This is a genomic window from Pelosinus fermentans JBW45 (assembly GCF_000271665.2).
GTDB lineage: Bacteria > Bacillota > Negativicutes > DSM-13327 > DSM-13327 > Pelosinus > Pelosinus baikalensis.
On record NZ_CP010978.1, the window covers coordinates 2,361,212 to 2,384,676 of the forward strand.

The 23,465-nt window shown below is 38.0% G+C and carries 22 protein-coding genes, 1 riboswitch and 1 other annotated feature; of the genes, 21 read left to right on the forward strand and 1 reads right to left on the reverse strand.

The window, feature by feature from the left end; translation table 11 throughout:
• Positions 1 to 21 precede the first annotated feature (21 nt).
• Positions 22 to 234, forward strand: a binding site (T-box leader).
• Between the two features lie 29 nt (positions 235 to 263).
• The 9 genes from ileS to pyrR all read left to right on the forward strand — a co-directional run bounded on the left by ileS (position 264) and on the right by pyrR (position 8,090).
• Positions 264 to 3,059 carry an isoleucine--tRNA ligase gene (gene ileS, locus JBW_RS10240; protein ID WP_419177835.1) on the forward strand — a complete coding sequence of 932 codons (2,796 nt, stop codon included), beginning with the start codon at positions 264 to 266 and terminating at the stop codon, positions 3,057 to 3,059.
• 76 nt (positions 3,060 to 3,135) lie between these two features.
• Complete coding sequence (locus tag JBW_RS10245; RefSeq protein WP_007953074.1) at positions 3,136 to 3,432, forward strand: DUF5665 domain-containing protein; 297 nt, start codon at positions 3,136 to 3,138, stop codon at positions 3,430 to 3,432.
• A 20-nt stretch (positions 3,433 to 3,452) separates the two neighbouring features.
• On the forward strand, positions 3,453 to 3,980 hold the full coding sequence (locus JBW_RS10250; RefSeq protein WP_007953073.1) for a nitroreductase family protein: 528 nt from the start codon (positions 3,453 to 3,455) through the stop codon (positions 3,978 to 3,980).
• Between the two features lie 11 nt (positions 3,981 to 3,991).
• Complete coding sequence (locus JBW_RS10255; protein ID WP_007953071.1) at positions 3,992 to 4,624, forward strand: TraR/DksA C4-type zinc finger protein; 633 nt, start codon at positions 3,992 to 3,994, stop codon at positions 4,622 to 4,624.
• Positions 4,625 to 4,817: 193 nt separating this feature from the next.
• Complete coding sequence (locus JBW_RS10260; protein WP_007953069.1) at positions 4,818 to 5,522, forward strand: TVP38/TMEM64 family protein; 705 nt, start codon at positions 4,818 to 4,820, stop codon at positions 5,520 to 5,522.
• A 152-nt stretch (positions 5,523 to 5,674) separates the two neighbouring features.
• Entirely contained in the window at positions 5,675 to 5,839 is a 165-nt protein-coding gene (locus tag JBW_RS10265) for a DUF362 domain-containing protein (protein ID WP_007953067.1), read from the forward strand.
• 310 nt (positions 5,840 to 6,149) lie between these two features.
• The gene (gene lspA, locus JBW_RS10270) at positions 6,150 to 6,599 is read left to right on the forward strand and encodes a signal peptidase II (RefSeq protein WP_007953065.1); all 450 of its coding nucleotides are present in this window, start codon (positions 6,150 to 6,152) and stop codon (positions 6,597 to 6,599) included.
• Positions 6,592 to 7,524 carry an RluA family pseudouridine synthase gene (locus JBW_RS10275; protein ID WP_007953058.1) on the forward strand — a complete coding sequence of 311 codons (933 nt, stop codon included), beginning with the start codon at positions 6,592 to 6,594 and terminating at the stop codon, positions 7,522 to 7,524. The genes lspA and JBW_RS10275 overlap by 8 nt, the downstream gene beginning before the upstream one ends.
• Positions 7,525 to 7,538: 14 nt before the next feature.
• Positions 7,539 to 8,090 (forward strand): bifunctional pyr operon transcriptional regulator/uracil phosphoribosyltransferase PyrR, encoded by a 552-nt coding sequence (pyrR, locus tag JBW_RS10280; protein WP_007953056.1) that lies wholly within the window; start codon positions 7,539 to 7,541, stop codon positions 8,088 to 8,090.
• 115 nt (positions 8,091 to 8,205) lie between these two features.
• On the opposite strand, the gene JBW_RS10285 is transcribed toward pyrR, so the two are convergent.
• The gene (locus JBW_RS10285; protein WP_007953054.1) at positions 8,206 to 9,960 is read right to left on the reverse strand and encodes an Rqc2 family fibronectin-binding protein; all 1,755 of its coding nucleotides are present in this window, start codon (positions 9,958 to 9,960) and stop codon (positions 8,206 to 8,208) included.
• Between the two features lie 166 nt (positions 9,961 to 10,126).
• Here JBW_RS10285 and JBW_RS10290 point away from each other — a divergent pair, with 166 nt between their 5' ends.
• The 12 genes from JBW_RS10290 (at position 10,127) to fmt (ending at position 23,465) form a co-directional block, all read left to right on the forward strand.
• Positions 10,127 to 12,877 (forward strand): calcium-transporting P-type ATPase, PMR1-type, encoded by a 2,751-nt coding sequence (locus JBW_RS10290; protein ID WP_007953053.1) that lies wholly within the window; start codon positions 10,127 to 10,129, stop codon positions 12,875 to 12,877.
• 35 nt (positions 12,878 to 12,912) lie between these two features.
• Positions 12,913 to 13,749 carry a diaminopimelate epimerase gene (gene dapF / locus JBW_RS10295; RefSeq protein ID WP_007953052.1) on the forward strand — a complete coding sequence of 279 codons (837 nt, stop codon included), beginning with the start codon at positions 12,913 to 12,915 and terminating at the stop codon, positions 13,747 to 13,749.
• Between the two features lie 158 nt (positions 13,750 to 13,907).
• The gene (locus tag JBW_RS10300) at positions 13,908 to 14,507 is read left to right on the forward strand and encodes a hypothetical protein (RefSeq protein WP_007953051.1); all 600 of its coding nucleotides are present in this window, start codon (positions 13,908 to 13,910) and stop codon (positions 14,505 to 14,507) included.
• Positions 14,508 to 14,646: 139 nt separating this feature from the next.
• Positions 14,647 to 15,531: a YicC/YloC family endoribonuclease gene (locus JBW_RS10305; RefSeq protein WP_007953050.1), complete on the forward strand. Its 885-nt coding sequence runs from the start codon at positions 14,647 to 14,649 to the stop codon at positions 15,529 to 15,531.
• A gap of 41 nt (positions 15,532 to 15,572) precedes the next feature.
• Positions 15,573 to 15,839, forward strand: coding sequence for an extracellular matrix/biofilm regulator RemA (gene remA, locus JBW_RS10310; RefSeq protein WP_007934670.1), 267 nt, complete (start codon positions 15,573 to 15,575; stop codon positions 15,837 to 15,839).
• A gap of 24 nt (positions 15,840 to 15,863) precedes the next feature.
• Positions 15,864 to 16,478 carry a guanylate kinase gene (gmk, locus tag JBW_RS10315; RefSeq protein WP_007953049.1) on the forward strand — a complete coding sequence of 205 codons (615 nt, stop codon included), beginning with the start codon at positions 15,864 to 15,866 and terminating at the stop codon, positions 16,476 to 16,478.
• Between the two features lie 21 nt (positions 16,479 to 16,499).
• Positions 16,500 to 16,706, forward strand: coding sequence for a DNA-directed RNA polymerase subunit omega (gene rpoZ / locus JBW_RS10320; RefSeq protein WP_007953048.1), 207 nt, complete (start codon positions 16,500 to 16,502; stop codon positions 16,704 to 16,706).
• A 9-nt stretch (positions 16,707 to 16,715) separates the two neighbouring features.
• Positions 16,716 to 17,912, forward strand: coding sequence for a bifunctional phosphopantothenoylcysteine decarboxylase/phosphopantothenate--cysteine ligase CoaBC (coaBC, locus tag JBW_RS10325; protein WP_007953045.1), 1,197 nt, complete (start codon positions 16,716 to 16,718; stop codon positions 17,910 to 17,912).
• A gap of 56 nt (positions 17,913 to 17,968) precedes the next feature.
• Positions 17,969 to 18,071: riboswitch (SAM riboswitch) on the forward strand.
• 60 nt (positions 18,072 to 18,131) lie between these two features.
• Positions 18,132 to 19,322, forward strand: a complete 1,191-nt coding sequence (gene metK, locus JBW_RS10330) for a methionine adenosyltransferase (protein ID WP_007934666.1) — start codon at positions 18,132 to 18,134, stop codon at positions 19,320 to 19,322.
• Between the two features lie 227 nt (positions 19,323 to 19,549).
• Positions 19,550 to 21,982 (forward strand): primosomal protein N', encoded by a 2,433-nt coding sequence (gene priA, locus JBW_RS10335; protein ID WP_007953042.1) that lies wholly within the window; start codon positions 19,550 to 19,552, stop codon positions 21,980 to 21,982.
• A 41-nt stretch (positions 21,983 to 22,023) separates the two neighbouring features.
• Positions 22,024 to 22,518 (forward strand): peptide deformylase, encoded by a 495-nt coding sequence (gene def, locus JBW_RS10340; protein WP_036680144.1) that lies wholly within the window; start codon positions 22,024 to 22,026, stop codon positions 22,516 to 22,518.
• 5 nt (positions 22,519 to 22,523) lie between these two features.
• Positions 22,524 to 23,465 carry a methionyl-tRNA formyltransferase gene (gene fmt, locus JBW_RS10345; RefSeq protein ID WP_007953040.1) on the forward strand — a complete coding sequence of 314 codons (942 nt, stop codon included), beginning with the start codon at positions 22,524 to 22,526 and terminating at the stop codon, positions 23,463 to 23,465.

Consider the following 23,465-nt stretch of genomic DNA (forward strand, 5'->3'; position numbering starts at 1 on the left):
TATTGTAGAATGTTAATAATGATACAAGTCATGATGGAGACAGTAGCTAAAAATTTGATTTTACAGCGAGTTGGGAATAGTGTGAGCCTAATAGTAATCAAGTTTAGTGAAGATCACTCCTGAACTGCAAACTGAAATACAGTAAGATTTGCCGTTTAACGAGCGTTATATCGTTCTAAAGTGGCTGCAAAGTCATTAGGGTGGTACCACGGGAAACAACCTCTCGTCCCTTTAGGGATGAAGAGGTTTTATTTTTTTTGGAGGTGTTATTGTTGGATTATAGTAAAACCCTTAATTTACCGCAAACTGAATTCCCAATGCGAGGGAATTTACCAGAGAGAGAGCCTGAAATGCTCAACTACTGGAAGCAGCAAAAGATTTATGAGAAACGTACAACGCAGGTGGAAAAGCCTAAATTTATCTTACATGATGGGCCTCCTTATGCGAATGGTGATATTCATATTGGTCATGCTTTAAATAAGATTTTAAAAGATATGATTTTGAAATACAAATCATTACGTGGATTTAATACTCCTTATGTACCTGGTTGGGATACTCATGGTCTACCGATTGAACATGCTGCCATAAAAATACTCGGTCTAAATAGGCATGAGCTAAAACCATTGGATTTACGTCGTGAATGTAAGGATTATGCTTTGAAATTTGTTGATACCCAGCGTCAAGACTTCAAACGTTTAGGTATTGGTGCTGATTGGGACAATCCATATGTAACATTGCGGCCTGCCTATGAAGCGAAGCAGATCGAGGTCTTTGGAGAAATGGCTAAGAAAGGTCATATTTATAAAGGGTTAAAATCGGTATACTGGTGTACTTCATGTGAGACTGCTTTGGCAGAAGCTGAAATTGAATATGCAGAAAAAAAATCTCATACCATTTATGTTAAGTTCCCTTTAGTAGATGATAAAGGGACTTTGCCTGTAGGAATAAATGCTGAAAATGTATATGGTGTCATTTGGACAACCACGCCTTGGACAATGCCGGCCAATGTTGCCATTGCTGTTCATCCGGAATTAGAATACGCATGGGTGGAATCCCAAGGTGAAATTTATCTTTTAGCAGTAGAATTGATTGACGCGGTAGCAAAAGATAATAAACTAGAAAGCTATACTATATTGTCAACTTTAAAGGGGGCTGATCTTGAAGGTGTGGTTTTCTCCCATCCCTTTATAGAGCGGGAGTCTATAATTGTTTTAGCTGACTACGTTACCCTAGAACAAGGTACTGGCTGTGTACATACGGCTCCAGGACACGGCCCAGACGATTTTGAAACGGGTATAAGGCATGGATTGCCAGTCATTAATCCCGTGGACCATGCAGGGCGCTTTACGGCTGAAGGTGGCATATTTGAAGGCATGTTAATACATGATGCCGATGTCCCTGTGATCAAAGAATTAGCAGCACGTGATATGTTATTGGGCAAGGGCAAAATCAAACACCAATATGCTCATTGCTGGCGTTGTAAAAATCCTGTTATTTATCGGGCAACGGAACAGTGGTTTGCATCAGTAGATGGGTTTAGGGAACAAGCATTGCAAGCGATTAAAGATGTAAAATGGATTCCTGGCTGGGGCGAAGATCGGATACATAATATGGTGGCGGATCGTCATGACTGGTGTATTTCTCGTCAAAGGGTATGGGGAGTTCCAATTCCCATTTTTTATTGTACACAATGTAATGAACATGTCATCAATGATATAACGATTACTGCTGTTAAGAATTTATTTCGTCAAGAAGGTTCTGATGCATGGTGGGCCAAAGATTCAAGTGAAATATTGCCAGAAGGCTTTACTTGTTCTCATTGTGGTCACGATACTTTTCGCAAAGAAACGGATATTATGGATGTTTGGTTTGACAGTGGATCAAGTCATGCAGCTGTACTAGAGCAGCATGATGAACTTGCATGGCCAGCTGACTTATACTTAGAGGGAAGCGATCAGCATCGAGGGTGGTTTCAGTCATCTTTATTAACATCGGTGGCAACAAAGGGAATTGCTCCTTATAAAGCGGTTCTTACTCATGGTTTTGTGGTAGATGGTGATGGTCGTAAAATGTCTAAATCCGTTGGTAATGTTATTTTTCCACAGGATGTTATTAAAAAATATGGGGCTGACATTTTGCGTTTATGGGTAGCCTCTGCTGACTATCAGGCGGATGTTCGTGTTTCGAACGATATCTTGAAACAGTTGTCTGAAGTATATCGAAAAATACGCAACACCTTCCGTTACATTCTAGGCAGTATTCATGATTTTAATCCAGATACAGATAAAGTAGGCTATAATGAGTTATTAGAGATCGATCGGTGGGCACTTTTACGATTAGAACAAGTTCGTGAGAAAGTTACAAAAGCGTATGAAGAGTATGAGTTTCATTTAATCTATCATACGGTACATAATTTTTGTACTGTTGATTTAAGCTCAATTTACTTAGACATATTAAAAGATCGCGTATACACGGCTTTGCCTGCTTCCAGAGAGCGGCGTGCAGCACAAACTGTTATGTATGAAATCGTAAATACTTTGGTACGTCTTATTTCACCTGTTCTTACCTTTACTGCTGAAGAAGTGTGGCAGCATATGAAACAAGAACAAAATATGCCAGAAAGTGTGCAGTTGGCTGATTGGCCAATGGTCCATGATGAATATCTTAATGCTGACTTAGAAGCAAAATGGACTTCTATATTGGCAATGCGTAGTGAGATTACAAAAGCTTTAGAAACTGCTAGGCGTAATAAAGTGATCGGACATTCTTTGGATGCAGAGGTTACACTGTATGCAAATGATAAGATATTTACTCAATTATCAGCTATGGATAAAGAGTGGGCAAATATTTTGATTGTATCAAAGATTCATGTTGTAGAAGATACTGGAAAAGCACCGGAAAGTGCATATCAAGTAGAGGATATGGCATTGTCAATTGTCGTATCACAAGCGGAAGGTCAAAAATGTGAACGTTGCTGGATTTATAGTGATACTGTAGGAAAGATGGAGAAGCACGAAACACTATGTAGCCGTTGCGATGATGTAGTAGTCAAATTATAATGAACGTAAAAAACCGGAACTTGTTTCCGGTTTTTTTTTTTATAAGATGGAGATAATAGAATTGGAGGTATGTTTAGTGGAGCAGCAAGGAAAGCAAGATGTAATTACAGTACAATTAAAAAGATTGATATGCCATTTAGAGTCAATGCGCATTGCTGAATATATGGAACTTCTCGAACGACCAGGAAAACTGATTCTCATCAATTTTATTGCTGGAATCGCGCGAGGATTAGGCATTGCCATTGGAGCATCTGTATTTTTTGCTATGGTATTAAACTTATTACAACAACTTATTTTACTCAACATACCGGGTATTGGAAACTTCGTAGCAGATATTATACACATTGTAGAAATGAAGAATGGAAAATTTTAAAGAAATAGGAGTGTTTGTGTATGACGAAAGATGTTTTTGATTGTATGAGGGAAAGTCATAGCGTTAGAAATTTTCTGCAGCAAGATATACCTGAACCTACCTTAACAAGAATCTTAGAGGCGGGTTGCTGGGCTCCTAGTGCAGGAAATTTGCAGCCATGGTATTTTTATGTAATAAAGAATCAAGAAGTTAAAAGAAAAGTGGCTGAAGCTTGTTTTGAGCAAAATCAAATTGAAAATTCACCGGTGAGTATTGTTATATTAGCTGACCCAGCTCGTTCTAATGAAAAATATGGTGAGCGTGGTGCTCAATTATATTGTTTGCAAGATACTGCGGTTGCCGCAGAAAATATGATATTAGCAGCTTATGGACTGGGGATTTCTACCTGCTGGATTGGCGCTTTTGATGAAATCAAAATCCAGCAAGCAGTGGAGGCTCCTCCTAGACTTCGAGCAGTAGCTATTCTTTGTTTAGGGTATAGCAACGAAGCCGATAAACCTGCTAAAGAAAGACTCAGAATCGGTGAAGTAACGAAGATTATTCATTAGGAGAGGGTAATTTGGATGCTGCAAAATATAAAGAATTAGCAAAACGATTAAACGAAGAGAAGCAGGAGTTAGTAAAGCAAATTACTTCTTTGGAAGAATCAGGATTAGAAACAAGTTTATCCTATTCAACGGGAGAATTATCGGTCTGTGATAATCATCCTGCTGATATTGGCGATGAATTATTTGAACGCAGTAAAGATATTGCTTTAAAAGATAATGCGCAAGTTCTATTGTCGCGAGTGGAAAAAGCTCTTAAGAAAATAGATAATGGAAACTATGAATATTGTAGTACCTGTGGCAAAGAAATACCTGTAGCTAGGTTAGAGGCTATTCCTTGGGCGAACGAATGCATACAATGTCAGGAGCAATACGATGTTGTTGATTCCATCCCAAGGCCTTTAGAAGAGGAGGTGCTAACGCCACCTTTTCAACAGAATTTTTTAGATCATGATAAAAATGAATTTATTGGTTTTGATGGTGAGGATGCCTTACAAGCGGTCATGCGTTATGGCAGCTCTGATACACCCCAGGATATTCCTGGAAGCCGTAATTACAAAAAGTTATTCAATAATAGTGATGAACAGCAGGGAATTGTTGATCCGGCAGATGCTATTCCTGTAAAAGAAAGAGATGGAAGTCCGTGAAGGAAAATAGTTACAGAATCTGTTGTTTTAAAAAATAAACGTATGAGTTTATAAATTAAAAAACTGGGCGATAATTTTAAGCCCAGTTTTTTAATTCGCAGCAGGAGTTATGTGTGTCAAAGTATAAAGATAGTAGCGTAATATATATATATAATCCATCGGTGAAGGGGTAGTTTTGCTAGGAGGTGCTTTTATGGCAACACCAATGATGATAGCGAAAGGTGTTATGTATCGACTTGGGGTATTGGTTATTGCTGTAATTGGATATTTTTATTTGCCTGGCATACAAGAATTTTTTGAAAGTGGATTCTCCTTATTATGGGATCGGGACTTTGACGGATTACGTCAATTTATTTTGTCCTATGGTTTTTGGGCACCTATGTGCAGTATCCTGTTAATGACGCTGCAGTCGCTAATCCCTTTTGTTCCAGGATTAGCAATTACCATTACTAATGCTTGGGTTTTTGGCTGGCAGTATGGGGCGGTTTATTCCTGGCTGGGAGCATTACTTGGAGCATGTTTAGATTTTGCTATTGCAAGATGGTATGGACGACCAATTGTTGAAAAATTTATAAATAACAAGTATTTAAAGTTAACAGATGCATTTCTTCGTAAGCATGGTATATTTGCTGTATTTATTACTCGCTTGACACCCATTATTCCCTTTAAAGTGATCAGCTATGGTGTTGGACTAACGACTCTTTCTTTTTGTCAATTTGCAATTGCAACGGCAATTGGGCAAGCGCCTGCGATTCTCATATATTCTGTTATCGGTCAAAATCTTACACATAGTGTTCGTGCCACGGTTATCATTACTTCTTTGTTGCTTGCTATCGGTGCTTTTGGGTATTATTTCAGCGAGGATATAGAGCGAAGGTTTTTTCCTGATAAAGAGTAACTACGGGGAATATATAATAAAATTTATAAGTTTCTAGAAGGAGAGTATAAGTATAATGTAAAAATATCATATTAAATATGATATTAGTTATGTGATTTCTTGTTAGTATATAGTATAATGGTATACAGTGATCTACATAGGAGGTGAAATTCATGTATAAAATTGATAGTAGCTGTATTTCATGTGGTGCTTGTGCTTCTGTTTGCCCAGTTGAAGCTATTTCTGAAGGTGATGCTCAATATGTTATCGATGAAAAATGTATTGACTGTGGTTCTTGTGCTGCAACCTGTCCAGTGGGAGCAATTAGCCCAGAATAAGTAACATAATTAAAGCAAATGACTTGGGTATACTAAGTCATAGACATAGGCACCAAGCCTTAGTCATTTTTGAGTGAAATTTTAAAAATGATTTCACTAGAAAAGCTCAGAATTTCTGAGCTTTTCTTTTTGCCAAAAGTTCAGTCACCAATTGGCCGGAGGTAAAGATACGTAAACAGTAAAAACTTTACCTTTGACCAATTTTTGTTTATTATATATAGTAAGCTTATAATGCGTGATAATAATTAGTAGATGAAAATCTATTTTATACGAAAGAAAAATGTTATGTACAGGATAGGAGAGAAGATTAGTGCCTATATTAATAGTAGTATTCGTGGTGATAATGGATCAGTTGTCTAAATTTTATATTCAAACACATATGACTCTGGGGATGTCTATACCTGTGATTGATGATATTTTCCATATTACCTATGTTTTAAATCCAGGAGCTGCCTTTGGGTTATTTGAACATCAAACGCTATTTTTTTTAATAGTGGCAGTTAGCTTAGTATCAGCTGCGATTTATTTTTATCCGCGGATACCAAAGAAGTATAGCTTATTGCGCTTTGGCACTGGTTTATTGGTAGGGGGAGCAATTGGGAATGTGATTGATCGCGTCAAAACAGGTTATGTAATTGATTTTTTTGATTTTCGTATTTGGCCTGTTTTTAATATTGCAGATGCGGCCATTGTATGTGGCGTAGGTTGTATTGTTTTTACTATGGTTTATTTACATAAAGAGGATGAAGCAAATGGGTAATAAAATGTATTATTATCATATAAGTGAATCGCAAGCAGGAGAGCGTTTAGATGTATTTTTAACTAAACAGAAGCCTGATACATCTCGTTCTGCAGTACAAAGACTTATCAGTAGTGGAGATGTTATAGTCAACGAAAAAATAGTAAAAGCCAATTACAAGGTGCAAGCGTTAGATGATATTCAAGTAAGTATACCTGAAATTAAAACTTTAGAATTAACAGCGGAAGAAATTCCACTTGCCATTTTATATGAAGATAATGATATTATTATTATTAATAAATCCCGAGGCATGGTTGTACATCCTGCTGCGGGGAATTATAATGGTACTTTAGTAAATGCTTTATTAGAACATTGTGAAGATTTGTCAGGCATCAATGGTGTCGCCCGTCCGGGGATTGTTCATCGTCTAGATAAAGATACTTCAGGTGTTATGGTGGTTGCCAAGAGTGATAGAGCACATGTGAGCCTGGCTAAGCAAATCAAGGATCGTACGGCCAGTCGGCGTTATTTGGCAATTGTATATGGAAATATTAAGGAAGATCACGGCGTTATTAAGGCACCAATTGGGCGTCATCCTAGTGATCGCAAAAAAATGTCAGTAACCTTTACTAATAGTAAGGAAGCAACTACGAAATTTCGTGTGATGGAACGATTTGGTGATTATACCTTAGTAGAATGTAAATTGCTCACTGGGCGTACACATCAAATTAGGGTGCATATGACCTATATTGGACATTCCGTTGTTGGCGATCCTAAATATGGACCTGGGCGTATGCCTTTTTCTATCATAGGGCAAGCTTTACATTCCGCTGAACTCAGAATCTCTCATCCTGTTACGGAAGAGATTATGATATTTACAGCACCGTTACCGGAAGATATGGAAATGATTTTAAAAGAATTACGGCAAAAAAATACATATAATTAGGAAGGGGTAGGGATATGAGTACTTTAGTAGAGAAAACTGTAATTATGGATGAGCAAGCCATAAGACGGGGACTCATTCGTATTGCTCATGAGATTATTGAGAATAATAAGGGGATTAAGGACTTAATTTTAGTAGGAATAAGAACTCGCGGCGTCCCTTTAGCAGAACGGTTAGCAGCTGAAATAAAGCGCATTGAAGGTGCAGAGCTGCCTGTAGGAATTTTAGATATTACGTTATATCGTGATGATTTATCTACGCTTAGTTATCAGCCGATCGTACATGAAACGCAAATACCTGTTGATATTAGTGGTAAAACAATTATACTGATTGATGATGTATTATACACTGGGCGTACTGTACGTGCTGCTCTTGATGCGATTATTGATATTGGGCGACCTAAGGTCATTCAGTTAGCCGTCCTTGTGGATCGTGGTCATCGTGAACTTCCTATTCGTGCGGATTATGTCGGGAAGAATGTGCCTACTTCCAGTAAAGAAGTGGTTGGAGTACAATTAATGCCTGTTGATGAGGCTGATAAAGTAGTTATTAAGGAATTTGCCGAGTAAAAAATATAGATTTTAAATAATGTTAAAGACCTTTGCTGTTACAATGACTAGCAAAGGTCTTTAATATTTGACAATTTAAATTAAAAGAATTGATTTGATTTTTTGACAAAGAGGATTACTTTTTTACTAGTGAGGCAACTATTTTTTCATCGGGTGTAATATAAATCGTATTTTGGTGATCGTAAATAACAAAGCCAGGTTTAGCACCAGATGGTTTTTTTACATAACGTCGTTGGGTATAGTCAACAGGTACATTTGATGATTGACTCGCTTTACTATAGTAGGCGGCTAAATGAGCGGCTGCTTCAATGGACTGCAGGGGAGGATTTTGAGAACCAGATCTTAAAATAACATGAGACCCTGGGATATCCTTAGTATGGAACCAGATGTCATTATGTTGTGCCTGCTTAAAGGTGACAATATCATTTTGACGATTGTTTTTTCCAATTAATATCGTTAATCCATCAGGGGTTACGGCTGTTAGAGGAGAGGAAGGAGGGATGGGCATACGGCGTTTCGTCGCTCTTTTTAGATAGCCTGTGCTAATCAATTCTTCTCGAATATCGCCAAGTTCAGAGCTATTTGTGGCGTGCTCAAGAGAAACGGTGATACTTTCAAGATAGGCTATTTCTTCCATACATTGGCGTAGTTGTCCATCCAATGATTCTTTAGCACGTTTTAATTTATTATATTTTGTATAATAAAACTGAGCATTTTCTAATGGCGAAAGCCTTGTATCAAAATTTATAATTATTTTGTTGTCATCTAGTGAGTGGCTATATAAATTTTCCAAGGTAACTGTATCTTGGTCTTGCGGTAGGTTGTAGAGGTTTGCCATTAGAATATCGCCACATTCACGAAAAAAATCGGCATTGTCTGCATCAGCTAATTCTTGTATAAGAATTAGCTTTTTGCGCTGCGAACGATTACTTTCTTCGATGACAAGCTTTGATAAAATAGTCTGTTCAGGGAGCTGCTTTTTGCCGGAAAGGCTGTCTGTAAATTCAACGGCCTGACTCATAGTAGAGAAGTTATAAGCTGTGTATTTAGACGCTAAATGTTCTAATGGAAAAGACGCAATGCCAGCCAGTTCACTTTCTAAACCCGTCATTACAGTGGGGAGTGATTCCCCTGATTTTATGTAAGTAATAATACTTTGTGTTGCTTCATTTAATGCAAGGATGTCTGCAGTGTCTAAACTATAAGTGGCAATATCACTAGGTAAACCTGCTCGCCAAAGAATTTCCTTGGCAGTTATAGGACCAATGCCGATTCCTACCTGAATCATAGCTTTCGTAACAAGAGGTGTTTCTAGAGTCGTTATTGCGTTAAAAAAATCAGATACGGGCGCAGTCAGTAAATTTAAACGCATCTGCCCAGGAGGAAATGTGTATTCCATTCGAGGTAAAACTTGTCGTGAACGACTTAAATTTGCGCCAATTCGTTTTATCGCATCCAGTATAATGTTATTTTGTGTGAGAATAATGTTACTATGTTTACCCATTAATTCTACAGTTAAATCTTTTGTTGTAATCGTGCCGTCTTCACCACGAAAATCAATAGAAATTAGCGCAATGCGATCAAGGCTATGCTGGTTGATGTTAGCAATACGACCACCTTCCAGATGTTTTCGTAATAACATACAAAAAGCTGGAGGTGTTGCTGGATTTTCCAAGGCTGCTTCAGTTAAATGGATACGGGGATGCTTAGGGTTGACAGAGATGAGTAAGCGTAGATTTTCATTGGCCTGCCTAACCCACAAAAGCAATGTATATTTATCGGGCTGAAAGATTTTATCAATTCTGCCGCCTGTAAGTTTGTTATTTAATTCGATTAACAATGTTGATAGAGATAATCCATCTAGAGCCATATGATAGCCTCCATTTAATAAAATACGTATCATGATTCCTGCTTATAACTATGTTTTGTAATTTTCACTAGTATACCATTTTGCTATTGGACGGTCAATTTAGGTCTAATTAGAGGGTGAAAGGAATAACATGAATAAAAAAAGCACATGGTAGTGAGGTGGCATAGTGGCTGATAAATGGTATACGCGTACAGCGCAAGAAGCAATTGAATTTTGGAGAACAGATCCACATGATGGCTTGACTTCAAGTGAAGTAAAAAGTAGAATCGCTGAATTTGGCTATAATGAAATGGCCGAAAAAGAAAAGACGCCATGGTGGAAACGATTTTTTGCCCAATTTCAGGATTTTATGGTTTTAGTCTTGCTAGCGGCTACGCTCATTTCAGCATTCTTAGGAGAATATGTCGATTCAGCAACGATTTTAGCAATTGTAATGATCAATGCAATATTAGGCTTTGTTCAGGAACATCGAGCAGAAAAATCAATGGCAGCGTTAAGAACAATGGTTGCGCCGGTGGCTCATGTGATTCGTAATGGTATACTGCAGCAAGTAAAAGCGCGGGAAATGGTGCCAGGTGACATTATGGCTTTAGAATCTGGGGATCGCATTGCTGCTGATGCCAGATTAATAGATGTAAAAAATATGGAAGTGGATGAAGCTACTTTAACCGGTGAATCTCTGCCTGTACGTAAAATCGTAGATAAAGAATATAAGGAAAGCAGTTCTTTGGGTGATCGTAAGAATATGGTGTATGCTGGAACCAGTATCGTTAAAGGGCGAGGCAAGGCTGTAGTCTGCGCTACAGGCATGGCAACTGAGGTGGGACATATTGCTCATATGATTCAGGATGTGGAACATGAAAGTACACCGCTGGAACGACGCCTAGAGTCTTTAGGGCGTTGGTTAGTATGGGGATGTTTACTGATTTGTGTAGTAGTTGTTGTGACAGGCGTGCTCAAAGGGGAACCATTATTATTAATGTGTATGGCAGGAATTAGTTTGGCAGTGGCTGCGATTCCCGAAGGTTTGCCAGCCATCGTTACAGTTGCATTGGCTTTAGGTGTACAACGTATGATAAAGCGCAATGCTATTATCAGAAAACTGCCTGCTGTTGAAACGCTTGGTTGTACAACGGTGATTTGTTCCGACAAAACTGGAACTCTTACTCAAAATGCTATGACCGTAAAAAGAATTTTTACGTCTGGAAATATTTATGAAGTAACCGGTACTGGCTATGAAATAAAGGGAAATTTTTTATTAAACAAGCAGGAATTTGATCCTACAAAGGATAAATGTTTATTACATTGCCTAGAAGTTGGTGTATTGTGTAATAATAGTATTTTAAAGCGTAATAATATAGGGATAACTGGTTTATGGCGTCGTGAAGCGAATGGAGGCTGGTCTATTGAAGGTGATCCAACAGAAGGCGCTATTGTGATTGCCGCTGCTAAAGCCAACATATGGCGTTTAGCAGCCGAAAAACATCAGCAGCGATTAGCTGAAATCCCCTTTGAATCAGAACGTTGTCGGATGTCAGTTATTTATGAGAAAAACAATCGAAATGTTATTTATGTGAAGGGTGCCCCGGATATCATTTTAGATATGTGCCAGCATTATAGCACCAATAAAGGGGAAGTCCTGCTGACGTCAGAAACAAAAGCTGAAATACTGACAGCCAATGAAAGAATGACAGACCAGGCCCTTAGAGTATTAGCTGTAGCATACCGTCAGTTAACTAAGGTGGAAGCTAGCCATGTGAGTGAAGAACTGGAAAAAGATCTGGTTTTCGTAGGCCTAATCGGGATGATCGATCCTCCGCGGCAAGAAGTCAAGCCTGCCATTGCGTTATGCCGACAAGCTGGCATAAAGACCGTTATGATTACGGGGGATCATCGCAACACGGCTGTAGCGATTGCCAAAGAGTTGCAAATTTTTAAAGAAGACAAAAATCAGGCTCTGACTGGTACCGAACTTGATGAATTAGACGATACAGAATTTACTAACATTATTAATCGTGTTACCGTCTATGCACGTGTATCTCCTGCCCACAAATTACGTATTGTAAAAGCTTTAAAGCGGCAAGGGCATATCGTTGCAATGACTGGTGATGGTGTGAATGATGCACCTGCAATAAAAGAAGCGGACATTGGCATTGCAATGGGAACGGCTGGGACTGATGTTACAAAAGAAGCTGCTTCTATGGTGCTAGCCGATGATAACTTTGCAACGATTGTTGCTGCTGTGGAAGAGGGACGTGGCATTTATGATAATATTCGTAAATTTATTCGCTATTTGCTATCCTGTAATTTAGGTGAGGTACTTACGATGTTTATTGCGACCATTGCAGGATTACCATTACCCTTATTGCCAGTGCAAATTTTATGGGTTAATTTAGTGACAGATGGTTTGCCAGCCATGGCATTAGGTGTTGATCCTAACAATCATGACATTATGAATCGACCGCCAAGAAATCCAAAAGAAAGTGTATTTTCTCGTGGACTTAGCCGTAAGATTATTACCCGAGGTTTACAAATTGGCATGAGTACGGTATTTGTTTTTTCTATAGTGTACTTTTTAAAGAATGATTTAGCAGAAGCGAGAACGATGGCTTTTTGTACGTTGGTTTTCTCTCAAATGTTTCATGTTTTTGATTGTCGTTCAGAAGTTTACAATGTCTTTGAAATTGGGATATTTAAAAATCAATACTTGATATTAGCAACCTTCTGTTCTCTTTTAATGCAGTTACTAGTTATTTATCATCCATTTATGCAAGAGGTTTTTGCTACTGTTCCACTAGGAATAGAAGATTGGGTCGTTATTCTAGTTGTCTCAGGCTGGACCTTTATAATAAGTGCAGCAAGACATTTATTTTTCCGCAGACGTGTATCACGTTCTGTTGTTGGGCGGGTACATTAAATAAATTATTTAATTCATAATGAGGAGAATATAATATGAAGTTTAATTTTAGCAAATGGCATGGACTAGGTAATGATTTTGTGATTGTTAATGGACTTGAAGAAAAAATTAACAATTACAATGAAATGGCAATCCAGGTTTGTGATCGATATTTTGGAATCGGTGCTGATGGGCTAGTCGTTATTTTGCCTTCAGCAATAGCGGATTTTCAAATGCGAATTTTTAATTCAGATGGCAGTGAGGCTGAAATGTGTGGCAATGTTACAAGATGCATTGCTCGATATGTTTTTGAATATGGTTTAACGAATAAGAAAAAAATTACTCTAGAAACGAAAGCAGGTCTTATTAAGCCAGAATTAATCTTTATTGATGATGTGCTTAGTACTATACGGGTTGATATGGGAGAACCTCGTCTGAAACGTGGGGAATTACCTATGGTTGGTAATGAAGATGAGCAGGTTGTTGATGAAGTTTTAGAAATAGATGGCACTGAACATCGAATCACTGGTGTATCAATGGGCAATCCTCATTGCATCCTTTTCGTTGACGATATTACTGGCATTAACCTAAGCGATATTGGAGCTAAAATTGAAACGCATGCTGCCTTTCCAAAGAAAACCAATGTAGAATTTGTGCAAGTACTAAATAAACAAGAATTACGTATGCGTGTTTGGGAAAGAGGAGCTGGTGTTACGATGGCTTGTGGTACAGGTGCCTGCGCTACATTAGTTGCAGCCGTATTAAATGGAAAAACGGACCGTCAGGCTACTGTTGAATTAGATGGGGGACAGTTACTGATTGAATGGGGTTCAGATAATCATATCTATATGTCTGGTCCTGCAGTGGAAGTTTTCCGCGGAACATATTTATAATGCCAATCTGATCAAGCTTTTTATAGAAAGTAAGAAATCCAACTTCTCTGCATATATGAAGTTGGATTTCTTTATCCACTTGTTGCTGTGATAAGGAGAGTTTTATGCTTTATCATTTGCAGTGTAAATAATATGCTTCATAAAGTGAGGTGCTTAAAATGAGATTTATTGTTTTGACAATTATTTTTTCAGTACTATTCATTACCCAAACATTGGCGATTTCTTCTATTAATTTGGATGTAATAAAAGAGGCGCAGGATTATGGAAACTTAAGGAATAAAGATTCATTGCAAGAGTTTTTGTTGCCATGGATCTCTTATGAAGAAAAGGCTGAAAAATTAAATGGTACGACTGAACGTTCCTATTTGTATACTTCTTATTTGTTAATAGCTACAGATGCTAGGGAGAAAAGCTTAAATGGCCATGATATTGCCATACTAGACAGCGAAGAAGTATTAGAAAATTATTCAGGCTTATTGAGTTTTAGCACAGTTTTATTTGGAGAAAAAGAGGATTTTGCAAAAGATGCTAGTGTTATCGTTAAACAAGATAATAATGTAATTAAGGCATACCAAATGATAATACCTGCAGAGGGAGAAAAAGTGCATCTGGATAAAGGACAAACCATATTTAATGCTCAATGTTATTTTTATTTTTTTGAAAAAGACATTATGCCTGACCTTCCTATAATATTATCAGTTAGAACGACTGATCAGAAAGAACATAATTTTTACTTTGATTTGGAGAAAATAAAATAGTCATATTTAAAACCTTTACATGATAGATATTCAATGAAAAAGGGATTTAAGAGAAGCATGGAGAAGTATTTATAAAAGAATTGGATAATTGTGATTTTATCGTTAATAATAAAATCCGTAAAGAGAGGAGCTATTTTACGTGATTAAAAGTATGACTGGTTTTGGTCGTGGAGAATTTCAGGATAATGAGCATCGACTTATTGTAGAAATTAAAGCAGTAAATCATCGTTACAATGAAATTGTTATCCGGATGCCGAAAAATCTGGGGCCACTTGAAGATAAAATCCGGCGTAGTGTGTCAAACCTGTTAGTAAGAGGCCGGATTGATGTTTTTATAACGATGGATGAATATGGGCAAAAGAAAAAGGCTGTGCGAATTGACAAAGAGTTAGCAATAGCATATAATAAGGCTTTAAAAGATTTAGGGGATTTATTTTCTATATCAGTAAATGATAATATTCAGCAGATTGCTAAATTCCCGGATGTGATTAAGGTTGAAGAAGTAACGGAAGACGTTTTAATCTTGTGGCCGAAGCTAACCCAGGCAGTTAAGATGGCACTTGCTAATCTCATGAGCATGCGCTTAGCGGAAGGGCGAAACATTCAGCAGGACTTAGTCTTACGCATTGCGGATATTGAATCATATATTACTGCAGTAGAGAAACGTGCACCTCAGGTTTTGGTTGAATATAAAGAGAAAATACTAGGTCGCATGCGAGAATTGCTGGCTACGATCGGTGAAGAACCTGATGCTGGGCGGTTACTACAAGAAACGGCTATATTTGCGGATCGCACCAGTATTACTGAAGAGTTAGTGCGTTTAAAAAGTCATTTAACTCAATTTCGGACTGCATTGAACGCCGATGATGCAGTCGGCAGGAAATTAGATTTTATTGTGCAGGAAATTAACCGTGAAACCAATACAATTGCCTCTAAAGCCAATGATTTTAATGTTGCAAATATCGTAGTCGAAATTAAAAGTGAAATAGAGAAGGTCAGAGAGCAAATTCAAAACATAGAGTAATATAAAGATAAACTGGGATACAAACGTAAGGGGGATTTTTTGTGGAAATTAAACTTATTAATATTGGGTTTGGTAACATTGTGTCTGCTAATCGAATTATTTCGATTGTGAGTCCTGAATCTGCGCCGATTAAAAGGATTATCCAAGAGGCTCGTGATCGGGGAATGTTGATTGATGCAACTTATGGACGCCGTACTCGAGCCGTGATCATAACCGATAGTGATCATGTTATTTTATCCGCTGTGCAACCAGAAACGGTAGCGCATCGTCTTGCCAGTAAAGAAACGAGTGAAGACACTGCAGAATAGCAGAAAATGAAAGGAGTAGCAGCTGTGGCAAAAGAAGGAATTTTACTTGTGTTATCTGGTCCATCGGGAGCAGGTAAGGGGACAATTTGTCAAGAATTGCTGCGTACTTATCCTGGGTTACATTATTCTATATCGGCTACTACACGCAAAGCCCGTGTTGGAGAGGAACATGGAGTTAACTATTGGTTTGTATCTCATGACGAGTTTCAGAATATGATTCAAGATGATGAACTCTTAGAGTGGGCTGAGGTTTATGGGAACTTTTATGGAACACCCTGTCGTCAAGTAAAAAAAATACTAAATGATGGCAAGGATGTTGTCTTAGAAATTGATGCACAGGGAGCTACGCAGATTAAAAGGAAATTTCCGCAAGGTGTATTTGTCTATATAGCACCGCCATCTTTAGATGAATTGGCTAATCGCATACATAAACGAGGGACAGATAGCTTAGATGTAATCAAAAATAGGTTAAGTTGTGCTAATAATGAATTGTCATATGTACATAATTATAATTATGTAGTAGTCAATGATAAGGTACAAGTGGCAACGAATAAAGTGGCTGCAATTATTACAGCCGAAAAGTGTCAAGTAGTACGAAATTGTAATATAGTAAAAGAAATTTTAACGAATATTAAATAAATAAAAATTAGGGGGACTACTATGATATATCCATCATTAGATGTATTAGTTACTAAAGTTGATAGTAAATACACTTTAGTAGTACTTGCGGCAAAACGGGCTCGTGAGATTATGGATGGGGCAACTGCTTTAGTTGAGAGTAAATCCAATAAACAGGTGACGATTGCTTTAGAAGAAGTTGCGCAAGATAAAATTTCCTATGAACGGACCAAAAGTGGTATAAAATAGGAGGTTTCCATGTTGAAAGGAAAAAATATTGTAGTTGGTGTTGCTGGCGGTATCGCTGCTTATAAAATAGTAGACCTTGTAAGTCAATTAAAAAAGCAAGGTGCAAATATATATGTTATCATGACTCAGTCAGCGGCTAACTTTGTTACGCCGTTGACTTTTCGTGAAATAAGTGGACAGCCAGTTGTTGTTGATATGTGGGCTGAAACTACCAATTGGAATGTTGAGCACATTGCCTTAGCAAGTAGAGCAGATTTATTCCTATTAGCGCCCGCCACAGGCAATATGATTGGTAAAATAGCAAATGGTATTGCCGATGATATGTTAACAACTACGGTAATGGCAACAACGGCCCCGGTTTTATTTGTTCCAGCTATGAATACCAATATGTATTTAAATCCGATCGTTCAAAAAAATATCAGTAGTTTAACAGAGTTAGGATATCATTTTATGATACCAGAGAGCGGGATGTTAGCATGTGGTGTAGAGGGAATAGGACGCTTGCCTGATTCTAAAGTGATTTTAGAAAAAGTCCATCAGTTGATAATTGCCCAAAATGATTTTGCAGGTAAAAAAGTCTTGGTTACGGCTGGTGGTACGAAAGAAGCGATTGATCCTGTAAGATATATTGGCAATCGCTCTAGCGGGAAGATGGGATATGCTTTAGCAAGTGCTGCTGCTGCAAGAGGAGCAACTGTTACGTTAATATCAGGACCTACCAATTTAAAAGTTGCCTGCGGAATTAAAGTCGAATATGTAGAAGCCGCATCAGATATGAGGACTGCTGTATTGGCGCATTATAATGAGAGTGACATTGTAATCAAAGCTGCTGCTGTAGCCGATTATCGTCCACAAAGTACTGCAGAACACAAAATTAAGAAGACTGGCGATACATTACAGCTTGTGTTAGAAAGAAACCCTGATATATTATTAGAACTTGGTCAGTTGAAAAAAAAGCAGATGCTAATTGGCTTTGCTGCGGAAACTCAGCAGTTGGTTCTCCATGCTCAAGAGAAACTAGCAAAAAAAAATCTGGATATGATTATTGCTAATGATGTATCTGTTCCAGGCGTTGGGTTTAATGCAGATCACAATATAGCGAAAGTGTTATACCGTGATGGGCGGATTGAAGAGTTATCCAAAATGTCCAAAGAACACATGGCAAATATTATTTTGGATAAAATTCTCGCAGAATGTCGAAAATAGGTTGATTTTTTTATTATTTTACATTAGTATTTAATTTGATACAATTTTATATGATATGCTCATCAAGAGTTGGTGGAGGGATTGGCCCAATGAAACCGCGGCAACCATTTGGAATCCAAAACGGTGCCAATTCCTGCGGAATAATCCGCAAGATGGGAGAGTGTAACACCCTCCCTATGGGTGTTTTTTATTGTTTATTAAGAAATGGGGGTATGATTTGTGAAAAAAAAGAGAGTTTTATTTACATCAGAATCAGTTACTGAAGGCCATCCAGATAAAATAGCAGATCAAATTTCAGATAGTGTATTAGATGCAATCATGGCAAAAGATCCAATGGGACGTGTAGCTTGTGAAACTCTTATTACGACAGGGCAAGTACATGTAGTTGGTGAAATCACTACAAGTTGTTATGTGGATATCCCAAAAATTGTACGTGACACGGTGAAAGAAATTGGTTATACACGTGCAAAATATGGTTTTGATGGAGATACATGCGGTGTGCTGGTTTCCATTGGAGAACAATCAGCTGATATTGCTTTAGGCGTTGATAAGTCTTTAGAGGCCAAACGAGGTCAAATGGACGAAATTGAATCCATTGGGGCTGGTGACCAAGGAATGATGTTTGGTTATGCTACCAATGAAACTCCTGAATACATGCCATTAACAATCGCTCTAGCTCATAAATTGGCTCGTCGTTTAGCAGAGGTGCGCAAAAATGAGGAAGTAAGTTATCTGCGTCCTGATGGTAAAACTCAAGTTACAGTAGAATACGAAGACGGTAAACCCCTTCGCGTTGATACCATTGTTATATCGACTCAGCATGGCCCTGAAGTTGAACTGGCAACCATTGAAAAAGATCTGATTGAGAAAGTAATTGCTCCTATTGTTCCAGCAGAATTATTAGATGAAAAAACCAAATACTATATCAATCCGACAGGTCGTTTTGTAATCGGTGGACCACAAGGTGATGCTGGTTTGACTGGTCGAAAAATAATTGTTGATACCTATGGCGGAATGGCTCGTCATGGTGGTGGTGCTTTCTCTGGTAAAGATTGTACCAAAGTTGACCGCTCTGCAGCTTATGCTGCACGTTACGTAGCTAAGAATGTTGTTGCAGCGGGATTGGCAGATAAATGTGAAATTCAGCTAGCCTATGCTATTGGTATGGCTCATCCAGTATCGATTATGGTAGAAACTTTTGGGACTGCTAAGGTGGATGAAGATGTAATTGCTGAGCTTATTAAAAAGCATTTCGATTTGCGTCCGGCTGGTATTATTAAAGCGTTAGATTTACGTCGTCCTATCTACCGCCAAACAGCGGCTTATGGGCATTTTGGTCGTACGGATGTGGATTTACCATGGGAAAGGACCGATAAAGCAGAAACGCTTCGTAAAGAGGCTAATCTATAATTGGGACGTTAGCTGTTTTAGCAGGATTTTTCTGAATTTCATGGGAATTGTATATGCTATAGCCAAAAAAGAGGGAACAATGAGCTTCCCTCTTTTTAATTTTATGATAATTATGAAGGTAAAAATCAGTTATATGCTACAAAATCGTGTTAAGATATAAATAGGCAAGCTGAATCCTCTAAAAGGAATACCTTTAAAAGACTATTTAATAGCGAATGGTGGTAAATATGCAACGTATTGCTCAAGTTTTAATAAACATTACAACTAAAAATATTAATAAAGCTTTTTCTTATAGCATTCCTGAACATTTGGATTATGTTGATGTAGGATGGCGTGTTTTAGTACCTTTTGGTAATCGTAAATTAGAAGGTTTTATTATTGATATTATAATAGAGGAAGACTCGAATAGTATTGAGTTAAAGTCAATTATCGATATACTAGATAATGACAAATGGTTTGATGAGCATATGATGCATACAGCTAGATGGATTAGTGAATATTATCTTTGTAATTTAGTAGATGCCATGCGTTTATTTATTCCAGGAAAATCGGGTGTGAAAAGTGTTGTTGCTTATTCTATCGAGATGGAAGTGGACACAGAAACAACACTAGTTGCCTTATCTGCTAAATATCCAGAATATAGCCAAGTACTGTCATATATAGAGATGCACAGCCCTATTCTTTCCGTTAAGCTGGAAAAGAAATTTGGCCCAAGCGTTTTAAAAGCGATAAGATACTTAGTGAGGAATAAGATCATAGTCGCTGAATCAATTGCCAAAAAAATGGGTACACACCGTTATAAAACGGTAATGAGTTTACTAATGGATGCCGAAGCAACTCGAGAGCAAATTAACAAGTTGGCAAAAAAGCCAGCACAATGCCGTTTGCTGCAATACTTGATAGATCACGGGCAATTGGCATCTGATGAATTGAAAAAGAGTAATACCAGCCATGACACTGTAAAAAAATTAGTACAGGACGGTCTTATAAAACTTGAAAAAGTTCAAGTGGTACGTGATAGTTATGCGGATATATGTAAAGTAAGGAATAATATATCATTAACAGTAGAGCAGCAGCAAGCATTAGAAAAAATTATGCCAAAGATGGAAGCAAAGGAGTTTCAATCGTTTTTACTGCATGGTATTACTGGCAGTGGAAAGACACAGGTGTATATTGAAGCGGTAGCGGCTGCGCGTCAAAAGAATCGCCAAGCCATTGTTCTTGTTCCTGAGATTGCTCTTACTAGCCAAATTGTCTCAAGATTTAAAGCTAGATTTGGTGATGATGTTGTTGTAATGCATAGTAAATTGTCTACTGGCGAACGTTATGATGCTTGGCAGCGACTTCGAGGCAAGCAAGCTGGTATTGTAATTGGTGCACGTTCTGCCATTTTTGCGCCCTTGCCAGATCTCGGTATTATTATTATGGATGAAGAACATGAATTTACGTACAAACAAGAAGAAACACCTCGTTATCATACAAGACAAGTCGCTATTACAAGAGCGACTTTGTCTGGAGCGGTGGTCATTATGGGCAGCGCTACGCCAGCAATTGAGACTTATTTTCAGACTCAAATGAGTCAACATACCTTGTTGCTTATGTCAAAGCGCATTGCTAATGCAAATTTGCCTGCAGTCACTATCGTTGATATGCGGGAAGAATTGCGTAAGAAGAGACGAAGTATCATATCACTTCCCTTACAAGAACTGCTGCAAGAGACTATAAGTCGTGGAGAACAAGCTATTATTTTACTGAATCGTCGTGGTTATGCTACCTTCGTCATGTGTCGGGAATGTGGACATATTGTACGTTGTAAGCATTGCGATATTTCTCTTGTGTATCATTCTGTAGGGAAGAAGCTGAAGTGTCACTATTGTCAGTGTATTGAAACGGTTCCGGATATTTGCCCTGAATGTAATAGCCGCTATATTCGGTTTTTTGGAACCGGCACACAAAAGCTACAAGAGGAAATAGTAACATTGTTTCCCCATATTCGTGTAGTGCGAATGGATCAGGATACAACAGGTGGAAGAATGGCCTATGATCGTATTTTAGAGGCATTTGCTAAAGGAGAATATGATCTTTTACTGGGGACACAGATGGTGGCTAAAGGGCATGACGTGAAAAACGTGACGGCCGTTGGCATAATAGCAGCTGATAGTATCTTAAATTTACCGGATTTTAGAGCAGCGGAGCGTGTATATGCGTTGCTAACTCAGGCAGCAGGTCGTGCAGGTCGCGGTGATAAAGCAGGAAAAGTCGTAGTACAGACGTATAATCCTGAACACTATGCAGTACAGGCAGGAGCTAATCAGGATTATCAAAGTTTTTATGAAGCTGAGATTGTGTATCGTAAAGCGCTTTGTTATCCACCTTATGGACAAATCATAAAATTAACTGTTCAGGCTAAAGAAGAAAGTATGGCTCGCAGCCAGGCTGATCAAATAATCAAAGAATTGCGAAGTTTAATGGCGGAAAGTAAGACTGTAGAAATAATAGGGCCGTTTCCCGCTCCGATTGCTAAAGTCAATGATATATTTCGTATGAACATTATTATAAAAGCAAAGGATCTCACTAGTATGAGGACTCACATAACATCTACGGGATTAACCATACGTCCAGATGTTATGATTGATGTGGAACCTGTTAGTATCATGTAGAATAATTTGTTTAGTATAGGCGTGGATTTTTGTATAGTTCTATGATAAAATTTGTGCAGGATTTATCCAAGGTAGGAGGGTATTATAACTGTATGGAAATTAGAAAAGCTGGTGACAAAGTATTAAAAGAAATAGCTGAGCCTGTAGCTCGCGTTGATAGAAAAATAAGGAAACTTATTGATGATATGGCTCAAACTATGTATAATGCTGATGGAGTTGGATTAGCAGCTCCGCAGGTTGGCGTATCTCTTAGGGTTATTGTTTTGGATGTGGATGACGAGCTGATCGAATTAATAAATCCAATTATTATAAAAAGTGAAGGCTGTGAATTAGGTAATGAAGGATGTTTAAGTGTCCCTGGGGTTTTTGGTGAAGTTGAGAGGTTTTCTGAAGTTACCGTTACAGGATTAAATCGTTTTGGTAAAAATATAACTATTACAGGGACTGGTTTGTTAGCTAGAGCCCTGCAGCATGAAATTGATCATTTGGATGGCATATTATTTATTGAAAAAGCAAAAACCATTCATAAGGGGTAATTGATATGTCAAAATTAAGAGTCGTATTTATGGGGACGCCAGATTTTGCTGTTCCTTGTTTAGATGCATTAGTTAAAGAAGAATATAATGTTGTTGCAGTGGTAACTCAGCCTGATCGACCTAAAGGGCGAGGACAAAAACTGGCAGAGTCCCCAGTAAAGCAGGCTGCAATTTCTTATAAATTACCTGTATTGCAACCTAATAAAGTAAAAGATCCTGCATTTCAAGATGTATTGTTCTCTTTAAAACCTGATATTATTATTGTTGTTGCTTTTGGACAGTTATTGCCCAAAACGCTATTAGATTTACCTCCTTTGGGTTGTATAAATGTGCACGCATCTTTATTACCTTTATATCGGGGAGCTGCACCCATCCATTGGTCAATTATTAAAGGTGATAAAGTAACTGGTGTCACCACAATGTTTATGGATATTGGCATGGATACAGGGGACATGATATTAAAGGAGAAGGTATCCATTTCTGAAATGGATACTACTGGTGATATCCATGATAAGTTAAAAAATATTGGTGCCAAGGTGCTTAGTGAGACGATGAAATTAATTGTGGATAAGAAAGCTCCACGTATTGCACAAAATAATGAAGAGGCTACCTATGCTTCTATGTTGACAAGGGAATTAGAACGTATCAATTGGCAAGAATCGGCAGCTGCCATTCATAATTTGGTTAGAGGTCTTAATCCCTGGCCTGGCGCTTATTGTTTCTATCAAGAGAAAAACTTAAAAATCTGGCAAACTAGGATTTATCCAACAGATGATATAGTAACTCAGTCAGGGAGAATCGCTAAGATTACTGCAGAAGGTTTTGTAGTAGAAACAAGGCAGGGCTTGCTGGAAATTTTAGAAGTTCAGCCTGCCAGTAAGCGTCGTATGAGGGCAATTGATTTTATATGTGGTTATGGGTTAAGTGTTGGCGATATCTTAGAATAG

What these genes read in the sequence shown, in the direction of transcription:
- JBW_RS10250 (WP_007953073.1), top strand. Translation starts at nt 3,453, where the DNA reads ATGACGAAAGATGTTTTTGATTGTATGAGGGAAAGTCATAGCGTTAGA.
- JBW_RS10260 (WP_007953069.1), top strand. Translation starts at nt 4,818, where the DNA reads ATGGCAACACCAATGATGATAGCGAAAGGTGTTATGTATCGACTTGGG.
- JBW_RS10265 (WP_007953067.1), top strand. Translation starts at nt 5,675, where the DNA reads ATGTATAAAATTGATAGTAGCTGTATTTCATGTGGTGCTTGTGCTTCT.
- JBW_RS10275 (WP_007953058.1), top strand. Translation starts at nt 6,592, where the DNA reads ATGGGTAATAAAATGTATTATTATCATATAAGTGAATCGCAAGCAGGA.
- pyrR (WP_007953056.1), top strand. Translation starts at nt 7,539, where the DNA reads ATGAGTACTTTAGTAGAGAAAACTGTAATTATGGATGAGCAAGCCATA.
- JBW_RS10285 (WP_007953054.1), bottom strand. Translation starts at nt 9,960, where the DNA reads ATGGCTCTAGATGGATTATCTCTATCAACATTGTTAATCGAATTAAAT.
- dapF (WP_007953052.1), top strand. Translation starts at nt 12,913, where the DNA reads ATGAAGTTTAATTTTAGCAAATGGCATGGACTAGGTAATGATTTTGTG.
- JBW_RS10300 (WP_007953051.1), top strand. Translation starts at nt 13,908, where the DNA reads ATGAGATTTATTGTTTTGACAATTATTTTTTCAGTACTATTCATTACC.
- rpoZ (WP_007953048.1), top strand. Translation starts at nt 16,500, where the DNA reads ATGATATATCCATCATTAGATGTATTAGTTACTAAAGTTGATAGTAAA.
- coaBC (WP_007953045.1), top strand. Translation starts at nt 16,716, where the DNA reads ATGTTGAAAGGAAAAAATATTGTAGTTGGTGTTGCTGGCGGTATCGCT.
- priA (WP_007953042.1), top strand. Translation starts at nt 19,550, where the DNA reads ATGCAACGTATTGCTCAAGTTTTAATAAACATTACAACTAAAAATATT.
- def (WP_036680144.1), top strand. Translation starts at nt 22,024, where the DNA reads ATGATAAAATTTGTGCAGGATTTATCCAAGGTAGGAGGGTATTATAAC.
- fmt (WP_007953040.1), top strand. Translation starts at nt 22,524, where the DNA reads ATGTCAAAATTAAGAGTCGTATTTATGGGGACGCCAGATTTTGCTGTT.